The organism is Paragemmobacter straminiformis, from assembly GCF_014243445.1.
Taxonomy (GTDB): domain Bacteria; phylum Pseudomonadota; class Alphaproteobacteria; order Rhodobacterales; family Rhodobacteraceae; genus Paragemmobacter; species Paragemmobacter straminiformis.
Genome location: NZ_JACLQD010000003.1, coordinates 477,449 through 496,471, shown reverse-complemented (window position 1 = coordinate 496,471; position 19,023 = coordinate 477,449). Strand labels below are relative to the sequence as shown.

Below are 19,023 nucleotides of genomic sequence, written 5' to 3'. Positions count from 1 at the left end.
CCCAAAGCCCCGGCCCGCGCCGGGGCTTTTTCGTTCCCGGATGTGAAACAGGCGGCAACCGCGGGTTGTCCCGCCGATCCTCCCCGCAGCCTCGCCCGCCGGGTTTCTTCGCCCGGCCTGTTCCCCAAGGAACAGCCAAATTCTCGCCACAATAGCGATACCCCGACGAAAGTATGGGTCAGATCGCGGCCGAATTCGGCCCATCCATATGATTTTCAAACAGAATAAGCAGAAACACACGGCGCGAACGCGCGGCGCGACCTGTCCCAAAAGAGAATTTGACACATCCTTAAGTCGTGCCTAATCCATTAATGGTCAGGCGTTGCCCCCGGCCTCGCCACAAAGAAACCGTAATTTTATCGATCGACATAGGTACGAGTCATGGCAACCAACCCCCCCTCTGCGACCTCGTTCAGCAACACCCCGCAGGCCGCAAACGATCTTTTCCTTCTGAACGAAGACACGGTCTCGCTTGCGGGCGGCAATATCCTCACCCTCGACGTGATGGCCAATGACGCGGGCGGCAACGCCAAGCAGCTCTGGTCGCTCGACGATACCGCGCTCTTTGCCAACCTCAAGTTGGCCGACACCTCCGGCGCATGGGAAACGACCGCCGGCGGCAACCAGATGCGCATCGTCAACGGCAAGGTCGAACTGAACCTGTCCAGCGCGCTCTCTCCCTATGGCGGCAGCGTGCAGGGCCTCGGCGCGGGTGAAAAGATCACCGACAGCTTCTACTACACCATCCGCCTCGCCAACGGCACGCTCAGCCTCGCCAAGGCCGATTTCACCATCACCGGCCAGAACGACGCGCCGGTCATCACCTCGACCGCACGCTCTGTCGCCTTCACCGAAGACAGCCCCGCCTTCAGCGCCGTCGGCCGGATCACCGCGACCGATGCCGATACGAATGACCGCCTGTCCTTCTCGGGCAACGTCTCCGACAGCTTCGGAACCTTCACGGTGAACGCAAGCGGCGTCTGGAGCTTCGATCTCAAGACCTCCGGCTCTGCCGTCCAGTCGCTCGCCAAGGGCGAGGTCAAGACCCTGACCTACCCCGTCACCGTCTCGGACGGCAATGGCGGCACCGCCACGCAAGACGTGACCATCACCATCACCGGCACCAATGACGCGCCGACCATCAGCGCCCATTCCACCGCCTCGGGCAGCACGGGCGAAGACGACACCGCCCTCGCCTCGGGCCAGATCATCGCCAGCGACATCGACAACGGCGCGATCCTGACCTACTCGGCCGCAACCAGAACCAGCGGGGCGGCCGATTTCGGCACCTTCGACATCGCCAACGATGGCAAATGGACCTTCACCCTGGCGAACGGCAACGCCGCCGTCCAGTCACTGGCCGAAGGTCAGGTCAAGACCATCATCTACACTGTCACCGTGACGGACCAGCATGGCGCAACCGCCACCCGTATGGTCACCGTCACCGTCACCGGCACCAATGACGCGCCGGTCATCACCGCGGCAGACACGACCGCCACGCTGCCCGAGGATGGCACCGCCACCGCCACCGGCCAGATCACCGCCGCCGACGTCGATACCGGCGCAACCCTGTCCTACAGCGCCACCGCGCAAACCGAAGGCAGCGCCGACTACGGCAGCTTCTCGGTCGACAATTCCGGCAAATGGACCTTTGCCCTGTCCAACGGCGCCGACGCGGTCCAGACCCTTGCCGAGGGCACGTCGGTCGAACTGACCTATACCGTCACCGTGAAGGACGACAAAGGCGCGACCGCAACGCAGGACGTCACGGTCACTATCACCGGAACGAACGACGCGCCGGTCATCACTGCCGCAGACACGGCCGCCAACGTCGCCGAGGATGGCACCGCCACCGCCACCGGCCAGATCACCGCCACCGACGTCGATACCGGCGCAACCCTGACCTACAGCGCCGAAGCATCGAACGCGGGGCACGCCGACTACGGCAGCTTCTCGGTCGACGGCAACGGCGGATGGAGCTTTGCCCTGTCCAACAACAGCGCGGCAGTCCAGTCGATCGCCGAGGGCAAGTCGGTCGAACTGACCTATACCGTCACCGTCACCGATGAACATGGCGCAACCGCAACGCAGGACGTCAAGGTCACCATCACCGGCACCAATGACGCCCCCGTCATCACCTCCTCCGCCCAAACGGGCGCGGTGGCCGAAGATGGCACGCTGACCGCATCCGGCACCGTCACCGCGACCGATGTCGACACCGGCGCGACGCAGTCTTTCAGCGGCAGCGCCACCGGCACCTACGGCGCCTTCGCCGTCGATGCCGCCACAGGCCAGTGGACCTATACGCTCGACAACGCCGCCCACCAGAACCTTGCACAGGGCGAGACCAAGACGGAAACCTTCACCGTCACCGTGAAGGACGACAAAGGCGCAACCGCAACGCAGGACGTCAAGGTCACCATCACCGGCACCAATGACGCCCCCGTCATCACCTCCTCCGCCCAAGCGGGCGCGGTGGCCGAAGATGGCACGCTGACCGCATCCGGCACCGTCACCGCGACCGATGTCGATACCGGCGCGACGCAGTCCTTCAGCGGCAACGCCACCGGCACCTACGGCGCCTTCGCCGTCGATGCCGCCACAGGCAAGTGGACCTATACGCTCGACAACGCCGCCCACCAGAACCTTGCACAGGGCGACACCAAGACGGAAACCTTCACTGTCACCGTGAAGGACGAGCATGGCGCAACCGCAACGCAGGACGTCAAGGTCACCATCACCGGCACCAATGACGCCCCCGTCATCACCTCGTCCGCCCAAACGGGCGCGGTGGCCGAAGATGGCACGCTGACCGCAACCGGCACCGTCACCGCGACCGATGTCGATACCGGCGCGACGCAGTCCTTCAGCGGCAACGCCACCGGCACCTACGGCGCCTTCGCCGTCGATGCCGCCACAGGCCAGTGGACCTATTCGCTCGACAACGCCGCCCACCAGAACCTTGCACAGGGCGAGACCCAGACGGAAACCTTCACCGTCACCGTGAAGGACGACAAAGGCGCAACCGCAACGCAGGACGTCACGGTCACCATCACCGGCACCAATGACAAGCCCGTGTTCACGGCCGCTGCCCCGACGGTCTCTATGACCGAAGACCAGCTTTCCGTTTCCGGTCAGGTGCAGGCAACCGATGTCGATGGCGATGCCGTCACCTATGGCCTCTCGGGGATGCCCGTCGCTGACAAGTTCAGCTCGATCTCGGTCAGCAACAACGGCGCATGGAGCTATCAGGTCAACCCGTCGTCGGTGCAGTCGCTTCACGCGGGTGAAACCGATGTCGAAACCTTCAACATCGTGGCCTATGACACGAACGGGGGCGCCGTCATCCAGACCGTAACGGTCAACATCACAGGCGTGAACGATGCGGCGGCCATCGGCGGCGTGTCGACCGGATCGGTCACGGAAGACGGCACATTGACGGCCAACGGGAAAGTGACGGTCACCGACGTCGACCACGACGAGGCCGCCTTCCGCGCCCCGACAAGCCTCACCGGCACCTACGGCACCTTCACCTTCAACACCGCCAACGGCGAATGGACCTATGCCCTGAACAACGCCAGCACGGCGGTGCAGGCGCTGAACACCGGCGCCTCGCTGCAAGACAAGCTCACCGTCTCCTCGCTCGACGGCACGGCAACCAAGGACATCGTCGTCACGATCAACGGCGCGGACGAGGTTTCGCAGACCCCCTCTACCCTTGGCGCGGTCGACACCACCAACCAAGATCCGAACGACCCGAACGGCTCGGGCTTCCCCGAAACACCGAATAACTTTGGCAACAATATCAAAGGTACCAGTTCGGCCGACAACATCTCGGCATTGGGCGGGGATGACACCGTCTTTGCCCGCAACGGGGCCGATACGGTCGATGGCGGGCCGGGCTTTGACACTCTCTACGGCGGCGCAGGAAACGACTCGCTGATCGGGTCCGGCGATGGCGACTCGCTCTATGGTGGCTCGAACAACGACGCGCTGAACGGGGGCAGCGGCAACGACTCCCTCATCGGCGGTTTTGGGGCCGATACGCTGACGGGAAGCTCGGGCGACGACCGCTTCATCTTCCTGTCGACTTCGGATCGGGGCGACAGCATCACCGATTTCAAGACCTCGGGCACCGACAAGATCGACGTCTCGGCCATCGACGTCAACGCCATCGCAGCGGGCGATCAGGCCTTCACCTGGGGCGGCACCAGCAAGACGGCAAACGGCCTCTGGTATGTGGCCGACGCCTCGACCTCGACCGTCTATGCCGATACCGACGGCAACACCGATACGGCGGAACTCTGGTTCACCGTGAACGGCACCTCCTTCACGGCGAGCGATTTCATCCTCTGACCGTCGCCCCAAGACCACCAAAGGCCCCGCCCGACGGCGGGGCCTTTCGTCTTTGTCACGATTGCCGAGGATACCTGATTTTAACGGTAATTAATTCACCCGAAGGGCAAATAAATAAACCGCACGACAGATCACCGGAAGGAAACCGATATTTTACGGTCCGTCAACGAAAGCGCATTCATGAACGATATAAAATCAAACAATATCATATACTTGAAATAAAATAGGCATTTAACGGAAAAGCCAAAATCCCGAAATTAAATTGACTCAAATTCCCCGAAAACCCTACACTTCCTGTCAGCCCCGAATGTACCGGGGCGGGATCATGATTTAACCAGTATCAACAGGACCAGTCTCCATGACCGCCATTGTCCCCTCCCTGACATTTTCCACCGGAACCGATGCCGCCGCCGACAGCTTCGCGCTGACCGAAGATGGCGCAGCCCTTGCCTCGGGCACGATCCTCACGCTCGATGTCCTTGCGAACGATGTCGGCGGCGCGGGCAATACCCTCTGGTCGATCGGCAGCACCGCGACCATCGACACCCTCAAAACCTCCGACATCGGCAGCGACTGGGAACGCAGCGCAGGCGGCAACCTGATCCGCATCGTGAACGGCAAGGTCGAGGTCGATCTTGCCGGCGCCCTTGCGAAATACGCGGGCAACATTCAGGCCCTGAACGCGGGCGACAAGATCACCGACAGCTTCTACTACACGATCCTGCTTGCCGATGGCACGCTCGGCCTCGCACAGGCGCAGTTCACCCTCACCGGCACCAACGACGCGCCGGTCATCACCTCGGCCATCCGCAGCCTCGCCCTGACCGAGGATTCCGGGCCAACCACCGCCGCAGGCCAACTCACCGCGACCGACCCTGACCTCGGCACCGCCCTTGCCTTTTCGGGCAGCAAATCCGACCTCTTCGGCACGCTGACCGTGCAGAAGAACGGCGCGTGGAGCTATGCGCTCAAAACCACCAGCCCCGCGGTCCAATCCCTTACGGCCGGAGAGCTCAAAACCCTCGACTACCCCGTCACCGTATCCGACGGCAAAGGCGGCACCGCGACCCAAACCCTCAGCGTCACCATAACCGGCACCAATGACGCCCCCGTCATCACCAGCGCACGGACCGCCGGCGCGCTGACCGAAGACGGCAAGGCCGCCACCGCAACCGGCAAGATCACCGCAACCGATGCCGACCACGGCACGATCCTGACCTTTGCAGCCACCCCGATCACCGAAGACGCCCCGAAATACGGCACCATGACCGTCGATGCGACAGGCAAGTGGACCTTCACACTCGCCAAGGCCAGCCCCGAAGTGCAGGGGCTGGCCAAGGGCGAGGTCAAGGTTCTCTCCTACACCGTCACCGTCACCGACGATCTGGGGTCCACGGCACAGAAAACCGTCACCGTCACGCTGACCGGCACCAACGACGCGCCCACCATCACAAGCGCGCAAAAGGCCGGTTTCGTCGACGAAGGTTCCCCCACCACCCAGGCCGCCGGCCAGATCGTCGCTGCGGATGCCGATCTGACCGACAAGCTCGCCTTTTCCGTCGCCCCCGTGAAATCCACGGTCGCAGCCTTTGGCGACTTCACGGTCGACCAAACGGGCCGCTGGGTGTTCGAACTGAACAACGCCAGCAAGGCGGTGCAGGCGCTTGCCAACGGCGAGCAAAAGATACTCACCTACACCGTGCTGGTGGCCGACAACAAAGGCGGCCTTGCAAAGCAGGTCGTCTCCGTCACCATCACAGGCACGAACGACGCGCCGCAGATCGGCACCTCGACCACCACGGGCGCCCTGACCGAAGATGCAAGACCCTTCATCTCCTCTGGCAAGATCAACGCCAGCGATATCGACCGCGGCGACGTGCTGACCTTTGCCGCCACTCCGGCCCTGCCCGAAAACACGCAATACGGCAGTTTCTCGATCGACAATGCAGGGCGCTGGACCTTTGTTCTGAACAAGGCCGCAGCGGCCGTTCAGGCCTTGGCGGCGGGCGAAAAGAAGGTGCTGGAATACGGCATCCTTGTCACCGACAAGGCGGGCGACGATGTCTACCAGACCGTCAGCATCACCCTGACAGGCGCCAACGATGCCGCCGTCATCACGAACAGCAACACCAAAGGCGTCGTCGTCGAAGACGGCAGCACCGCGACGGGCGGGATCCTTTCGGTCACCGACAGGGACAGCGGCGAAGCCATCTTCAAGGCACACGCCGAAACCGCGCTTGCAGGCCAATACGGCCACTTCACATTCGATGCGCAGACAGGCGCGTGGAGCTACACGCTCGACAATGCCTCGGCGGCGGTTCAGGCGCTGGGGGCAACCGACAGCAAGCTCGACTCGCTCGTCGTCACCTCGGCCGACGGCACCGCCCATACGATCAACGTCACCGTCAAGGGCATGGCCGATATCGCCCCGCCGCCGCCCCCGCAGCCGAACCTGACGCTGCTCGGTCCCAGCTCGGCGCCGGATTTTTCCGACCGCCTTGGCACGAACGACGTCACCGCCCCATCCTCCACCGTTGGAAGCGATAATGTCATCCTCCCCGATGGGGGGACGGACTTCTACAATGCCGGCCCCGGCAACGACTCCGTCGTCGGGGGCCGCGCCGACGACTCGATTTATGGCAATGATGGCAATGACGCGATTGTCAGCAGCGCGGGCAATGACCGGATTGACGGCGGTGCAGGCAACGATTGGCTGCGCAGCGGGTCCGGCAGCGACAGCCTCAGCGGCGGCACTGGCAAGGATACGCTCTTTGGCGACACCGGGGCAGATACGCTAAGCGGCGGCGAAGGGAGCGATATGTTCGTCTTCATCAAAGCCGACGACCGCGGCGACCTTATCACCGATTTCAAATCGGGTTTCGTCTTTGAGGACGACAAGATCAACCTGACGCGCATCGACGCGGATTCCACGCTGCAGTTCACACAGCGACTTGTCTGGGGCGGCACGACCGCAACCGCGCATGGCGTCTGGACCATCGACAACGGCGATGGCACCATCACCTTGGCCGCCGATAACGACGGCGACACCACGACTGCCGAATTCTGGGTCAAGGTCGTGACGACATCGCTGACCGAGTCGAATGTCATCTTCGACAATCCCCCCGACCTCCAGCCGCCCTACTTGGGCCTTTAGAAATCCGGCCTGCGCCCCGCCCATCGCGGCGGGGCGTCATCCCGCCCGCTTCCGATGGCCGGAACCCCGCCCCTTTCGGCATCGTTCCCCACGGCCCGGGCGGGGGCGAGGCGGGGTTACCGGTCCCTTAACGCGCCGTGCAACGCATCTGCATCGCCTGTGCATCCGGCTTCGCCCCTTTTGCCCAAGCAAATGGCAACTATGGCATGTATCGTTACATCCATCACCCAGACGGGGCGCGGCGCAGGTAAATCGCGCAAAATTCCTTGATTTTTGATTTTTCCGTGCTCATATCCCCGTTGCGACGTTAACTCTACTCGACTTCTGTCTACCGGTTTCACCGGCGCCAGCATCGACCAGGCTGACGGGGCCAGGCCGCCGCAAAGTGCGGGCGGCAGATTTGACAGGAGACTTCACGATGGCCAAGGGCACCGTGAAATGGTTCAATGAAACCAAAGGCTACGGCTTCATTGCCCCGGAAGGCGGCAAGAAGGACGTGTTCGTCCACATCACCGCTCTGGAACGTGCAGGCCTGCGTGGCCTGAAAGACGGCCAAGCCGTGACCTTCGACATCGAAGCAGGCCGCGATGGCCGCGAATCGGCGACCAACCTCGCGCTGGCCTGATTTCGTTAATCCACAGATCGCAAAGGGCGCGTCCGAAAGGCCGCGCCCTTTGTCATTCCCGACATCCGCAGGGTCGCCAAAACGGTAGCAGCGGGGGGTTTCTCCGCCCAGACTGCCCCCATGACACCCGATTACCCCACCCTTATCGACGCCGCGACATGGGCCTTCATCCGCACCACAGATGCGGCCTATCCCCCTGATACGGCTACACTTTCCATCGCGGAACAGCGCGCGATCTATGACCGGATGTGCAGCGCCTTCCATCGCGGCTACCCCGCAGGCGTCACCGCCACCGACCGCACCTTCGGCGGCGTCCCCTGCCGCCACTACCCCGGAGCGAAGGCAACAGTCGTCTACTTCCACGGCGGCGGATTCGTCGTCGGCGGCCTTCACAGCCACGACGACATCTGCGCCGAAATCCGTGCAACCACCGGATTTCACGTGGTTTCTGTCGACTACCGCCTTTGCCCCGAACACCCCCACCCCGCCGCTTTCGACGATGCCGTCGCCGCCACGGGCGCCATCGCCGCCGAACTTCCCGCCCCCCTGATCCTTGCCGGAGACAGCGCGGGCGGCAACCTCGCCGCCGCCACGGCACAGGCCGTGGGCCGCAACCAAGCCCTTGGCATTGCGGGACAAATCCTCATCTACCCCGGCCTTGGCGGCAACCGGAACGCGGGCAGCTACCTGACCCACGCGCAGGCCCCGATGCTGACGCGCGATGACGTTCTCTTCTACGCCCGCACCCGCCACGCAGGGGCCGAGCCGCCGCCCGACCCAAGCTTCGCTCCGCTTTCCGACAGCGATTTCAGCGGCTTGCCGCCAACCCTCGCCATCGCCGCCGAATGCGACCCGCTTGCCGATGATGCCCATGCCTATGCCGCAGCACTCAGGGCCGCGGGCGGCAAAGCCCGTTCCGTCACCGAAACGGGCCTTGTCCACGGCTACCTGCGCGCCCGCGCCACGGTGCCCCGCGCCGCCGCCAGTTTCGCCCGCATCACCGCCGCCATAACCGCCTTCGCCGCCGGCGACTGGCCTTTCGAGGACGCCTCATGAACGCCCCCCTTTCCAATCTGACCCACTGGCAGGAACGCTGCGACATGGCCGCCGCCTTCCGCTGGACCGCAAGACTCGGTATGAACGAGGCCGTCGCCAACCACTTCTCGTTGGCCGTGAACCCCGAAGGCACGCGCTTCCTGATCAATCCCAACGGTCGCCACTTTGCCCGGATGACCGCATCGGGCCTGATCGAGATCGACGCGAACGATCCCGAAACCATGAACCGCCCCGATGCGCCCGACCCCACGGCCTGGGGGCTGCACGGCTCGATCCACCGCGCCTTGCCCCATGCCCGGTGCCTGATGCATGTCCATTCCATCCACGCCACGGTGCTTGCCAGCCTTGCCGACAGCCGCCTGCCGCCGATCGACCAGAACTCGGCCATGTTCTTCAACCGTCAGGTGGTGGACGAACAATACGGCGGCATGGCCTTCGAGGCCGAAGGTGCCCGCTGCGCCCGCCTTCTGGCGGATCCGAAGATCACCACGATGATCATGGGCAACCACGGCGTGCTGGTCGTGGGCCGCACCGTGGCCGAGGCCTTCAACCGCCTCTATTACTTTGAACGCGCGGCCGAAACCTACATCCGCGCCCTGCAAACCGGCCGCCCGTTGCGGGTGCTTTCCGACGCGGTCGCCGAAAAGACCGCGCAGGAATGGGAGGATTACCCCGGTGCCGCCGATTTCCACCTGTCGGAAATCCGCGCCATGCTCGACGAGGAACGTTCGACCTACGCGCAGTAGTTCCTTGGGGAACAGCCGCGCCCCACCTATGCGGCTAGACGGAGGGCCATACCGGCACTCCGTCAAGGTCCCCCATGTCACATGTCGTTCTCCTCGCCGTTCTCGCCGCCGCCCTGATCGACGCGGTGATGCACCTGCTGCTCAAGTCCGAACGCGATTGCTACGCCATGTCGCTGCTGACGGGCATCCTCGGCGGGGGGCTGGGACTGGTGGCGCTTTGCTTCACCGGCCTGCCCGATCCGGCCGCCTTGCCCTGGCTGGCGCTTTCGGTCCTGTGGGGGGCGGGCTACTGGCTGATGCTGGGCCGCGCCTATGACAAGGGCGCGCTGGGGCTGGTCTTTCCGGTGGCGCGGGGCGGAGCGGTGCTTCTCAGCACGCTTGTCGCCGCGATCTTCATGGCCGAGCATCTGTCGGCCAGCGCGCTTCTGGTGGTGCTGTGCATCCTTGGCGGTCTGGCACTGGTAACCATGAATGCCCTTCCGCAAGGCCTGCGCCTGCGCGGTTTGGGGCCGACCCTTGGTCTGGCCGTGGTGATCGCAGGCTATACCGTCACCGATGCTGTCGGGGTCCGGCTTGCAGGTTCGGCCACCGCCTATTGCGCGGCGCTTTATGTAGGGAATGCCGTGGTCCTGTCGGTCTTTGCCGCCCGCCGCGAGGGGCCGCGCCTGCGCGCCCTCGGGCCTGCCGCCCTGCCGCGCGGTGCGCTGATGGCGGGCATGTCGCTCACCATCTATGGCCTTGTCCTTTTTGCGCTGCAACAGGCCCCCGTCGCGCTTGTCGCAGCGCTGGCCGAAACCAGCATCGTCTTTGCTGCGGGTCTTGGCTATCTGTGGCTGCGCGAACCGGCCCGCGCCGCCCATACGCTGGGCGTGCTGGTCATCGCGGGCAGCGTGGGCATGATGCACTTCGCCGTGTGATCACGCGGTAAAGAAGGGCGCGGCCTTCATGCTGGCCGGAACCGCCACGCCCATACGCGTGAGGATCGAGGGCGCCAGCGCCAACTGGTCAAGCACCACATCCTTGGCCGGCATGGCGGACGCGCCGAAGTAGTAAAAGGCAAAGTCCTGCTGCAACTCGCCCGCGCCGCCGTGATGCCCGCGCTCGTCCTGCCCGTGATCGGCGGTCACGATCACCTCATAGCCCTTGTCGCGCCAGCGCTGGATGAACGGGGCCATCTGCTCGTCCAGCAGATAGCAGGCGTGATCCATCTCCTCGCAGTCGTGAAAGAAACGGTGCCCCATGCTGTCGAGAGTGCAGGAATGATAGATGCCGTAGTCGATCCCCTTCACCTCGCAAAGCCGCGTCAGCGTGGCGAAAAGGTCGTGGTCCGATGGCGTCATCTGGTTGGCATGGCCATAGCCCGCCATCGTGTGGAAACGCCCGTGATGGATCGGCCCTGCCTCTTCGTCATATTCGATATCGCGCACGGTATCGAAGGGCGCGCGCTGGAAGAATTCGGACCAGAAGCTATGCGTCACAGCCCCCGTCCGCCGCCCTGCCCGCGCCAGTTCGGAAAACACATCCGGCAGGTCGAGCTTTTTCACATTGGCATTGCCCCAGATGCCATGCACCTGCGGCGGCACCCCCGTATGGATCGAGGCGTAGCACGAGGCCGAGGTTGACGGCAGCACCGCCCGCATCTTCCAGACCCGCGCGTCGCCCGACTTTACCCAGCCTTCAAGGTTCCCGAACAGCCGCCGCCAGTTGCGATAGGGCACCCCGTCGATGATGATGAGCAGCAGTTTATGCATCTTTTCCTCTTTCCCGCCCGCAGCGCAGGCTGCCCCTGCGGAAGCCTGCGGCGCGAGTATTTATCGCAAGGATGAAGCCCGTCAGTTCCCCGCGCTTGCCATCTTGCGATGCGCCAGCACGTTTTCCAGCCAGCCCAGTTCCATTTCCGGCACCGAGGACAACAGAAGATCGGTGTAATCGTCGAAGGGCGGGGTGAGAACGTCGGTTTTCGTGCCATAGCGCACCACCTCGCCGCGATACATCACGGCGATGCGGTCGGCGATGGCCTTCACCGTGGCAAGATCGTGGGTGATGAACAGATAGGCCACATGTTCCTGCGCCTGAAGGTTCAGCAAAAGCTTCAGGATGCCATCGGCGACCAAGGGGTCGAGCGCGCTTGTCACCTCGTCGCAGATGATCAGCTTGGGTTTGGCGGCCAATGCACGGGCGATGCAGACGCGCTGCTTTTGCCCGCCCGAAAGCTCGGCAGGGTAGCGGTCGATATAGCCCTTGCCCATTTCGATCTGGTCGAGCAGTTCCTGCACCCGCTTGCGCTTCGCCTCGCCCCGCAGGCCGAAGTAGAATTCAAGCGGCCGCCCGATGATGGTGCCGACCGTCTGGCGCGGGTTCATCGCCACATCGGCCATCTGGTAGATCATCTGCAACTCGCGCAGATCATCCTTGCTCCGCGACGGCAGGTCGGGCGAAAGCGTGCGCCCGCCAAAGACGATCTTGCCGCGCGCGGGCGGCAGCAGCCCCGTAATCACCCGCGCAAGGGTCGATTTGCCTGATCCGCTTTCACCCACCACCGCAAGCGTCTGCCCTGCCGGCAGGTCGATCGTCACGTTCTTCAGAACGTCAAAGGATGTGCCGCGATACCGCGCCGTGATCTGCTGCACCGACAAGACCGAAGGGGCCGCGCCCTTTTCCACGTGGTCGATGCTGCGCACCGATACGAGTGCCTGCGTATAGGCCTCTTTCGGGGCCGTGATGATTTCGGCCACCGTGCCGTATTCGACCTTTTTGCCGTGCCGCAGCACAAGGATATCGTCGGCCACCTGCGCCACCACGGCAAGGTCATGCGTGATGTAAAGTGCCGCCACCCCTGTATCGTGGATCGCGTCCTTGATCGCGGCCAGCACGTCGATTTGCGTGGTCACGTCAAGCGCGGTCGTCGGTTCGTCAAAGATCACGAGGTCGGGCTTGGGGCAAAGCGCCATCGCCGTCATCGCCCGCTGCAACTGCCCGCCCGAGACCTGATGCGGATAGCGGTCGCCAAAGGTTTCGGGGTTCGGCAGGCCCAGCTTGCGGAACAGCGCAACCGCCCGCGCCTCGGCCTCGGCCCGCCCCATCAAGCCGTGGGTCAGGCTGGTTTCGATCACCTGCTCCATCAGCCGCTGCGCCGGGTTGAAGGCGGCGGCGGCGGATTGCGCGACATAGGTCACCTCGCGCCCGCGCAGGGCCCGCAGCCCCGCAGGCCCCAGCCCGCGGATGTCGCGCCCGTTCAGCAGCACCTGCCCGCCCGTCAGCCGCACGCCGCCCCGCCCGTAGGCCATCGCGGAAAGCCCGATGGTGGATTTGCCCGCGCCCGATTCCCCGATCAGCCCAAGCACGCGCCCCTTGGCCACGCTGACCGAGACGTCATCCACCAGCACCACATCGCGCGGCAGCCCGTCAGGCGGGTACGAGGTCGCCTCGATCCGCAGGTTCTTGATTTCCAGCATCTCAGGCACCACGGCCCCCCTTCAGGCTCGAGGTCCGCGACAGGATCCAGTCGGCCACAAGGTTGACCGAAATCGCCAGCGCCGCGATGGCAAGCGCGGGCATCAGCGCCGCCGACTTGCCGTAGACCAGACCGTCCTTGTTCTCTTTGACCATGCCGCCCCAGTCCGAAAGCGGCGGCTGGATGCCAAGGCCAAGGAAAGACAGGGTCGAGATGAACAACACCGCAAAGATGAAGCGCAGCCCGAATTCCGCGACCAGCGGCGAAAGGGCGTTGGGCAATATCTCGCGGAAGATGACCCAGATCTGCCCCTCGCCGCGCAGCTTGGCGGCTTCGACGTAATCCATCACCGCGATGTCCATCGCAACCGCGCGCGACAGGCGGAACACGCGCGTCGCATCCAGCAGCCCCATCACAAGGATCAGCACAGGCAGGCTGATCGGCAGCACCGACAGAACGACAAGCGCCACGATCAGCGAGGGGATCGCCATCATCAGATCGACCAGCCGGCTGAGAAGCTGGTCAACCCAGCCGCCCCGCACCGCCGCCAGAAAGCCGAGGAAGGACCCGAGGCCAAAGGCCAGCAGCGACGACAGCAGTGCGACGAAAATCGTGATCTGCCCGCCATAGATCAGCCGGCTCAGGATATCGCGGCCGATCGTATCGGTGCCCAGCCAGAACTGGGCCGAAGGCGGCTCCCAGACCCCGCCCAGCACCGCATCGAGCGGATAGGGCGCGATCCATTGCGCAAAGAGCGCGGTGAACAGGAACAGGCCGGTAAAGAACAGGCCGATCAGCGCCGAAAGGGGAATGCGCCTCATTTCGGATGCCTCAGCCTTGGGTTGGCGACGATGGCAAGCACATCGGCCAGAATGTTCAGCCCGATATAGACGGCGGCAAAGATCAGCCCCACCGCCTGCACCACCGGAAGATCGCGTTTCGCCACATGGTCCACAAGGTATTGGCCCAGCGCGTTGTAGCTGAACACCACCTCGACCACGACGACACCGACGACCAGATAGGCAAGGTTCAGCACCACGACCGAGATGATCGGCGCCACCGCATTGGGAAGTGCGTGCTTCCAGATCACCCGCATGGGAGACAGGCCCTTCAACTCGGCCGTTTCGATATAGGCCGATTGCATGACGTTCAGGATCGCGGCCCGCGTCATCCGCATCATATGCGCAAGGACCACCAGAACCAGCACGATCACGGGCAGGGCCACGGCGTTCAGCTTGGCCCAGAAGCTCATCCCCGGAAACACCATCGCGACGGGCTGGAAGATCGGGAAAACCTGCGTCAGCAGGTAGATGACGAAATAGGCCGCCACGAATTCGGGCAGGCTGATCGTCGAGAGCGTGATGCCGGAAATCACCTTGTCGGGCCAGCGCCCGTTATACCGCGCCGCGACAAGCCCCAGTCCGATGGCCAGCGGCACCGAAATCGCAGCCGCGCAGCCCGCAAGGAACAGCGTATTGCCCAGACGTTGCGCGATGGCTTGGCCGATGTCCTGCCCGTTGGTCAGCGCCTTGCCGAAATCGCCCGTCAGCACCCCGCCCAGCCAATGGAAATAGCGGATGTAACCCGGCTGGTTCAGACCCAGCGATTCCCGCAGGTTCGCCAGCGCCTCGGGCGTGGCCGACTGGCCAAGGATGGCTTGCGCCACATCACCCGGCAAAGCCTCGGTTCCTGCATAGATCAGGACCGAGACCGCCAGAAGCAAAAGCAGGCCCAGCGCGATGCGCTGGACCACAAGTTTCAGGATCGGATGCACTTGCTTTTGTGCCCGATCACGCGTTCAGCCAGCACTTGACGAGCGCGCGGCCATTCATCAACTCGCCATTCGGGTCCTGCGCCCAGCCGCCGACTTCCTCGCGCTTGGCTTCGACGAAATCGTTGAACATCGGGCAGATCAGGCCGCCTTCGTCGCGCAGGATGTTCGCCATCTTGGAATATTCTTCCTTGCGCTTCGTCGCGTCGAGTTCGGCACGTGCCTTGAGCAGCAACTCGTCGAATTCCGCGTTCTTGAACTTGGTGTCGTTCCAGTCGGCGGTCGACAGGTAGGCGGTCGAATACATCTGGTCCTGCACCGGACGGCCGCCCCAGTAGCTGGCGCAGAAGGGCTGCACGTTCCACACATCCGACCAGTAGCCATCATCCGGCTCGACCTTGACTTCGAGCGGGATGCCCGCAGCGGCGGCCGATTGCTGGAAGAGTTGCGCCGCTTCCACCGCGCCGGGGAAGGCGCCGGGGGCAGTGCGCAGCACGATGGGCGACCCGTCATGGCCCGACGCCTTGTAATGCTCGGCGGCCTTGGCGGGGTCGTATTCGCGCTGCGGGATCGAGCTGTCGAACAGCGGATAGGCCGCGTTGATCGGGAAGTCGTTGCCGACCGACCCAAGCCCGCCAAGGATCTTGTCCACCATTTCCTGACGGTTGATCGACAGTTTCAGCGCCATGCGCAGGTCGTTGTTGTCGAAGGGCGCCTTGTCGCAATGCATGATGAAGACATAGTGACCGCGGCCCGCGACAGCCTCGACGCTGACACCCGGAACACCCTTGAGCAGTTCGACGATCTTCGGATCGACGCGGTTGATCATATGGACCTGACCGGCCTGCAACGCCGCCGTGCGGGCGGTGTTGTCGTTGATCACCAGCACCTCGACCTGATCGGCATGGGCGATCGACTGGTCCCAGTAATTGGCGTGGCGCTCGAAGGCATGGCGCACGCCCGGCTCGTTCTCGACGATCTTGTAGGGTCCGGCACCGATGCCCTCGGCCGGATTGGCCACGCCGCCATCGGGCTGGATGATCAGGTGATAGTCACCCATCAGGAAGGGAAGGTCGGCGTTGCCCGAGGCAAGCTTCAGCGTGACCATGTCGCCGCTTGCCGACATTTCCGAAATGCCCTGCACGATGCCCAAAGCACCCGACTGCGCCTTTTCATCGGTGTGGCGCTTGAGCGTGGCAATCACATCCTCGGCGGTCACGGTCTTGCCGTTGTGGTATTCGACGCCCTGACGGATCTTGAATTTCCATTCGGTCGCGTCCGAGTTGGACGAGACTTCCTCGGCCAGACGGTAATCGATCTCGCCGGCCGGCGTCACGTCGACCAGCATTTCGCCCCATGTCATGTTCACAAGGAACGGCACTTCCGAAGCGGCCAGCGCGGGGTCGAGCGTGTTGGTCGATTCGCCGCCCGCCATACCGGCCCGCAGCAGACCGCCCTTCTTCGGCTCTTCGGCCCGCACGGCGCTGGCCAGAAGCGCGTTCGCCATCATGGCCGAAACACCAAGCGCGGAAGCACGGCCCATGAATTCACGGCGGCTCATCAGCCCCTTGGCGGCGCGTTTCACGATATAGTTCAGTTCATTGGACATTCTTTCGTCTCCCTGTTGTGGCTCCGTCCGGTCTTTGCCAGACGTTTTTATTGATTACGCAGTCAGTAAAGCCGGATTCACGGCGCGGGCAAAACCCTTTTTCCACCTCGCCGCGTTTTTCATACGAAGCGCCTCGGGACGGTGTCGTCCCAGATGCGCTCGAACACCTGCACATCGCCCTCCCAGGCCGTCAGCCGGGCCCACAGACGCAGATCGGTCGCCGTGGCGGTCATCTCGGCCTCGGCCCGCGTGCGCACCGACCAGTCGCCGCGCGACCGTTTCTGCTCCCACACGTGCCGCGCCCGGGCGGAAAGCGGATCATCCGGCTTCACCTCCCACCGTTCGGTCAGGGTCTCGTCCGAAACCAGCCCGTGCGACAGGTTCTCGAAGGCTCCTTCATCGGTCTCGACCACAAGCGCGCGCGTGCCTGCCAGCATATCCTCCTCGATCACGCGCCGCGCCCGTGGCGCGCGGATCTGGCGCAGCGCAAGCGGCGGCGCGTGTTCGGCGGGTGGGGCCTCCCATCCGGCGGTGCTGCCCGAATGGACAGGCAGCGTCAGCGCCCCCCCCGTGACCGTCACCGTCGCCGCCTTGGGCGAGGGCCAGACAAATGGCCAATAGGTCGTGGACAAGGCCACCCGCAGCCGATGCCCCGCCGCAAGGCGATAGGCGGTCTGGTCGATCACCACCTCGACCCCGACCTCTTGCCCCACGGGCATGTGGGCAGGGTTCTCCATGCTGTCACGGTGGCACAGGTTCAACATCCCGTGCGCGATCCTGACCGACGATCCATCCGGCGCCACATCGTTCAGCCGCACCACGACAAAGCCAAGCGGCTGGTCCGACGACAGCCGCAACCGCAAGCGCGCCGCACCCAGCAGGTCAAGCGCCGCATCAAGCGGGGCGGAATCGAAACAGACCGAAAGCGCATCGTCGCCCCTCTGGTCGCCCGGCATTTCGGCATTCAGCCCCATCGGGAAGAACTCGCCCGTATGCATGCCCAGATGCTGCGCTGTGTTCACCCCCACGCGGAAAGGCTGCGGCGCATCGCCCAGCACCCCGTCGCCCAGATGCAGCACCCGTTCCGCCACGCGGGGCGAGGGCCATTCGCCTTCCGCCACCCAATGCCCCGCGCGATAGGCGGCACTGGCATCGGGCGGGGCGGAGTGGATCATATAGGCGCGCATGGCGGGGTCATGCTCGGCCCCGTTCTCGACACCTTTCAACCAGCGGTCCCACCAGCGCAAACTGATTTGCAGGAACCCCACCTGCGGCCCCGGCACCGCCGTATGCGGATATTGATGCACCCAAGGCCCGACGATCCCCTGACAGGGCGCGGGCACGTTGCGGACCAGATGGTCCACCGTGTTCATGTAATTGTCGGCCCAGCCCCCCCAGATCAGCACCGGCGTCTGCATCCGCGTGTAATCCTGCCCGACCGAGCCGTGCTTCCAGTAATCGTCCCTGGCCTGATGCGCGGCCCAGCGCGGCGCGAGCCACGGCTCGGCCCCAAGCCGCGCCAGCCAATCCTCGCGCCAGTCCGCCCGCAGCGCAGGGTCGGCGGGGCGGCTGGAATAGGACAGCATCACCGCACCCCAACCGAAATTCTCGCCCAGCAGGCAACCGCCCTTGAAATGGATGTCATCGGCAAAACGGTCGGTCGTGGCACAGACGGAAATCACCGCCTTCAGCGCCTTTGACTGGTTGTAGGCGGCTTGCAGGCAGTTGAACCCGCCCCAGCTTTTGCCCATCATCCCCACCGTGCCGCTGCACCACGGCTGGCGCGACAGCCAGTCGATGACGGCCACGGCATCGTCCATCTCGGATTGGGTGTATTCGTCCTCCATCAGACCCTGGCTTTCGCCATTGCCGCGCATGTCGACACGGATGCAGGCATAGCCATGCCCCGCCAGATAGGGATGCATCATCTCGTCGCGCGGCGTGGTGCCGTCGCGCTTGCGATAGGGGATGTATTCGAGGATCGCGGGCACCGGATCGGCCAGCGCATCTGCGGGCATCCAGACCCGTGCCGACAGGCGGCACCCGTCCGGCATCACGATCCCCATATCCGGCTCTTCCACCACAAGACGCGGGAACTGACCGACAATCGACATGCACAACCCCTTGCTTACCCTGCGATCTGGCCCCGCCCCGCGCCGCGACCACGGGTCGTTTCCGCCGCTTCATGCCAAGTTTGCGACCCCGCCCGCAAATCGCGCAAGCACCGTCGCATCCGGCCCTTTACGCCCCCC

At 64.2% G+C, this 19,023-nt stretch carries 12 protein-coding genes; 6 read left to right on the top strand and 6 right to left on the bottom strand.

Annotated features, from left to right (window positions below; all coding sequences use genetic code 11):
* The first annotated feature begins 381 nt into the window (after positions 1 to 381).
* The 6 genes from H7F16_RS12835 (at position 382) to H7F16_RS12810 (ending at position 10,854) form a co-directional block, all read left to right on the top strand.
* A complete protein-coding gene (locus H7F16_RS12835) occupies positions 382 to 4,356 on the top strand; it encodes a beta strand repeat-containing protein (RefSeq protein WP_185797998.1) in 3,975 nt (1,324 codons plus the stop codon).
* Positions 4,357 to 4,714: 358 nt separating this feature from the next.
* Positions 4,715 to 7,510: a VCBS domain-containing protein gene (locus H7F16_RS12830; protein WP_185797997.1), complete on the top strand. Its 2,796-nt coding sequence runs from the start codon at positions 4,715 to 4,717 to the stop codon at positions 7,508 to 7,510.
* Between the two features lie 418 nt (positions 7,511 to 7,928).
* Positions 7,929 to 8,135 (top strand): cold-shock protein, encoded by a 207-nt coding sequence (locus H7F16_RS12825; RefSeq protein ID WP_023665438.1) that lies wholly within the window; start codon positions 7,929 to 7,931, stop codon positions 8,133 to 8,135.
* Positions 8,136 to 8,255: 120 nt separating this feature from the next.
* Positions 8,256 to 9,191: an alpha/beta hydrolase fold domain-containing protein gene (locus H7F16_RS12820; protein ID WP_185797996.1), complete on the top strand. Its 936-nt coding sequence runs from the start codon at positions 8,256 to 8,258 to the stop codon at positions 9,189 to 9,191.
* Complete coding sequence (locus tag H7F16_RS12815) at positions 9,188 to 9,937, top strand: class II aldolase and adducin N-terminal domain-containing protein (RefSeq protein ID WP_185797995.1); 750 nt, start codon at positions 9,188 to 9,190, stop codon at positions 9,935 to 9,937. Before H7F16_RS12820 ends, H7F16_RS12815 begins: the two co-directional genes overlap by 4 nt.
* Positions 9,938 to 10,011: 74 nt before the next feature.
* On the top strand, positions 10,012 to 10,854 hold the full coding sequence (locus H7F16_RS12810; protein ID WP_185797994.1) for an EamA family transporter: 843 nt from the start codon (positions 10,012 to 10,014) through the stop codon (positions 10,852 to 10,854).
* On the opposite strand, the gene H7F16_RS12805 is transcribed toward H7F16_RS12810, so the two are convergent.
* The 6 genes from H7F16_RS12805 to H7F16_RS12780 form a co-directional block, all read right to left on the bottom strand.
* Positions 10,855 to 11,688, bottom strand: a complete 834-nt coding sequence (locus H7F16_RS12805; RefSeq protein WP_185797993.1) for an alkaline phosphatase family protein — start codon at positions 11,686 to 11,688, stop codon at positions 10,855 to 10,857. It lies immediately after the preceding gene.
* Between the two features lie 81 nt (positions 11,689 to 11,769).
* Positions 11,770 to 13,392: an ABC transporter ATP-binding protein gene (locus H7F16_RS12800; RefSeq protein ID WP_194308493.1), complete on the bottom strand. Its 1,623-nt coding sequence runs from the start codon at positions 13,390 to 13,392 to the stop codon at positions 11,770 to 11,772.
* 1 nt (position 13,393) lies between these two features.
* Complete coding sequence (locus H7F16_RS12795; protein ID WP_185797991.1) at positions 13,394 to 14,212, bottom strand: ABC transporter permease; 819 nt, start codon at positions 14,210 to 14,212, stop codon at positions 13,394 to 13,396.
* Complete coding sequence (locus H7F16_RS12790) at positions 14,209 to 15,165, bottom strand: ABC transporter permease subunit (protein WP_185797990.1); 957 nt, start codon at positions 15,163 to 15,165, stop codon at positions 14,209 to 14,211. Before H7F16_RS12790 ends, H7F16_RS12795 begins: the two co-directional genes overlap by 4 nt.
* 16 nt (positions 15,166 to 15,181) lie before the next feature.
* Complete coding sequence (locus H7F16_RS12785; protein ID WP_185797989.1) at positions 15,182 to 16,771, bottom strand: ABC transporter substrate-binding protein; 1,590 nt, start codon at positions 16,769 to 16,771, stop codon at positions 15,182 to 15,184.
* 119 nt (positions 16,772 to 16,890) lie between these two features.
* Complete coding sequence (locus H7F16_RS12780; protein ID WP_185797988.1) at positions 16,891 to 18,885, bottom strand: CocE/NonD family hydrolase; 1,995 nt, start codon at positions 18,883 to 18,885, stop codon at positions 16,891 to 16,893.
* Positions 18,886 to 19,023 lie beyond the last annotated feature (138 nt).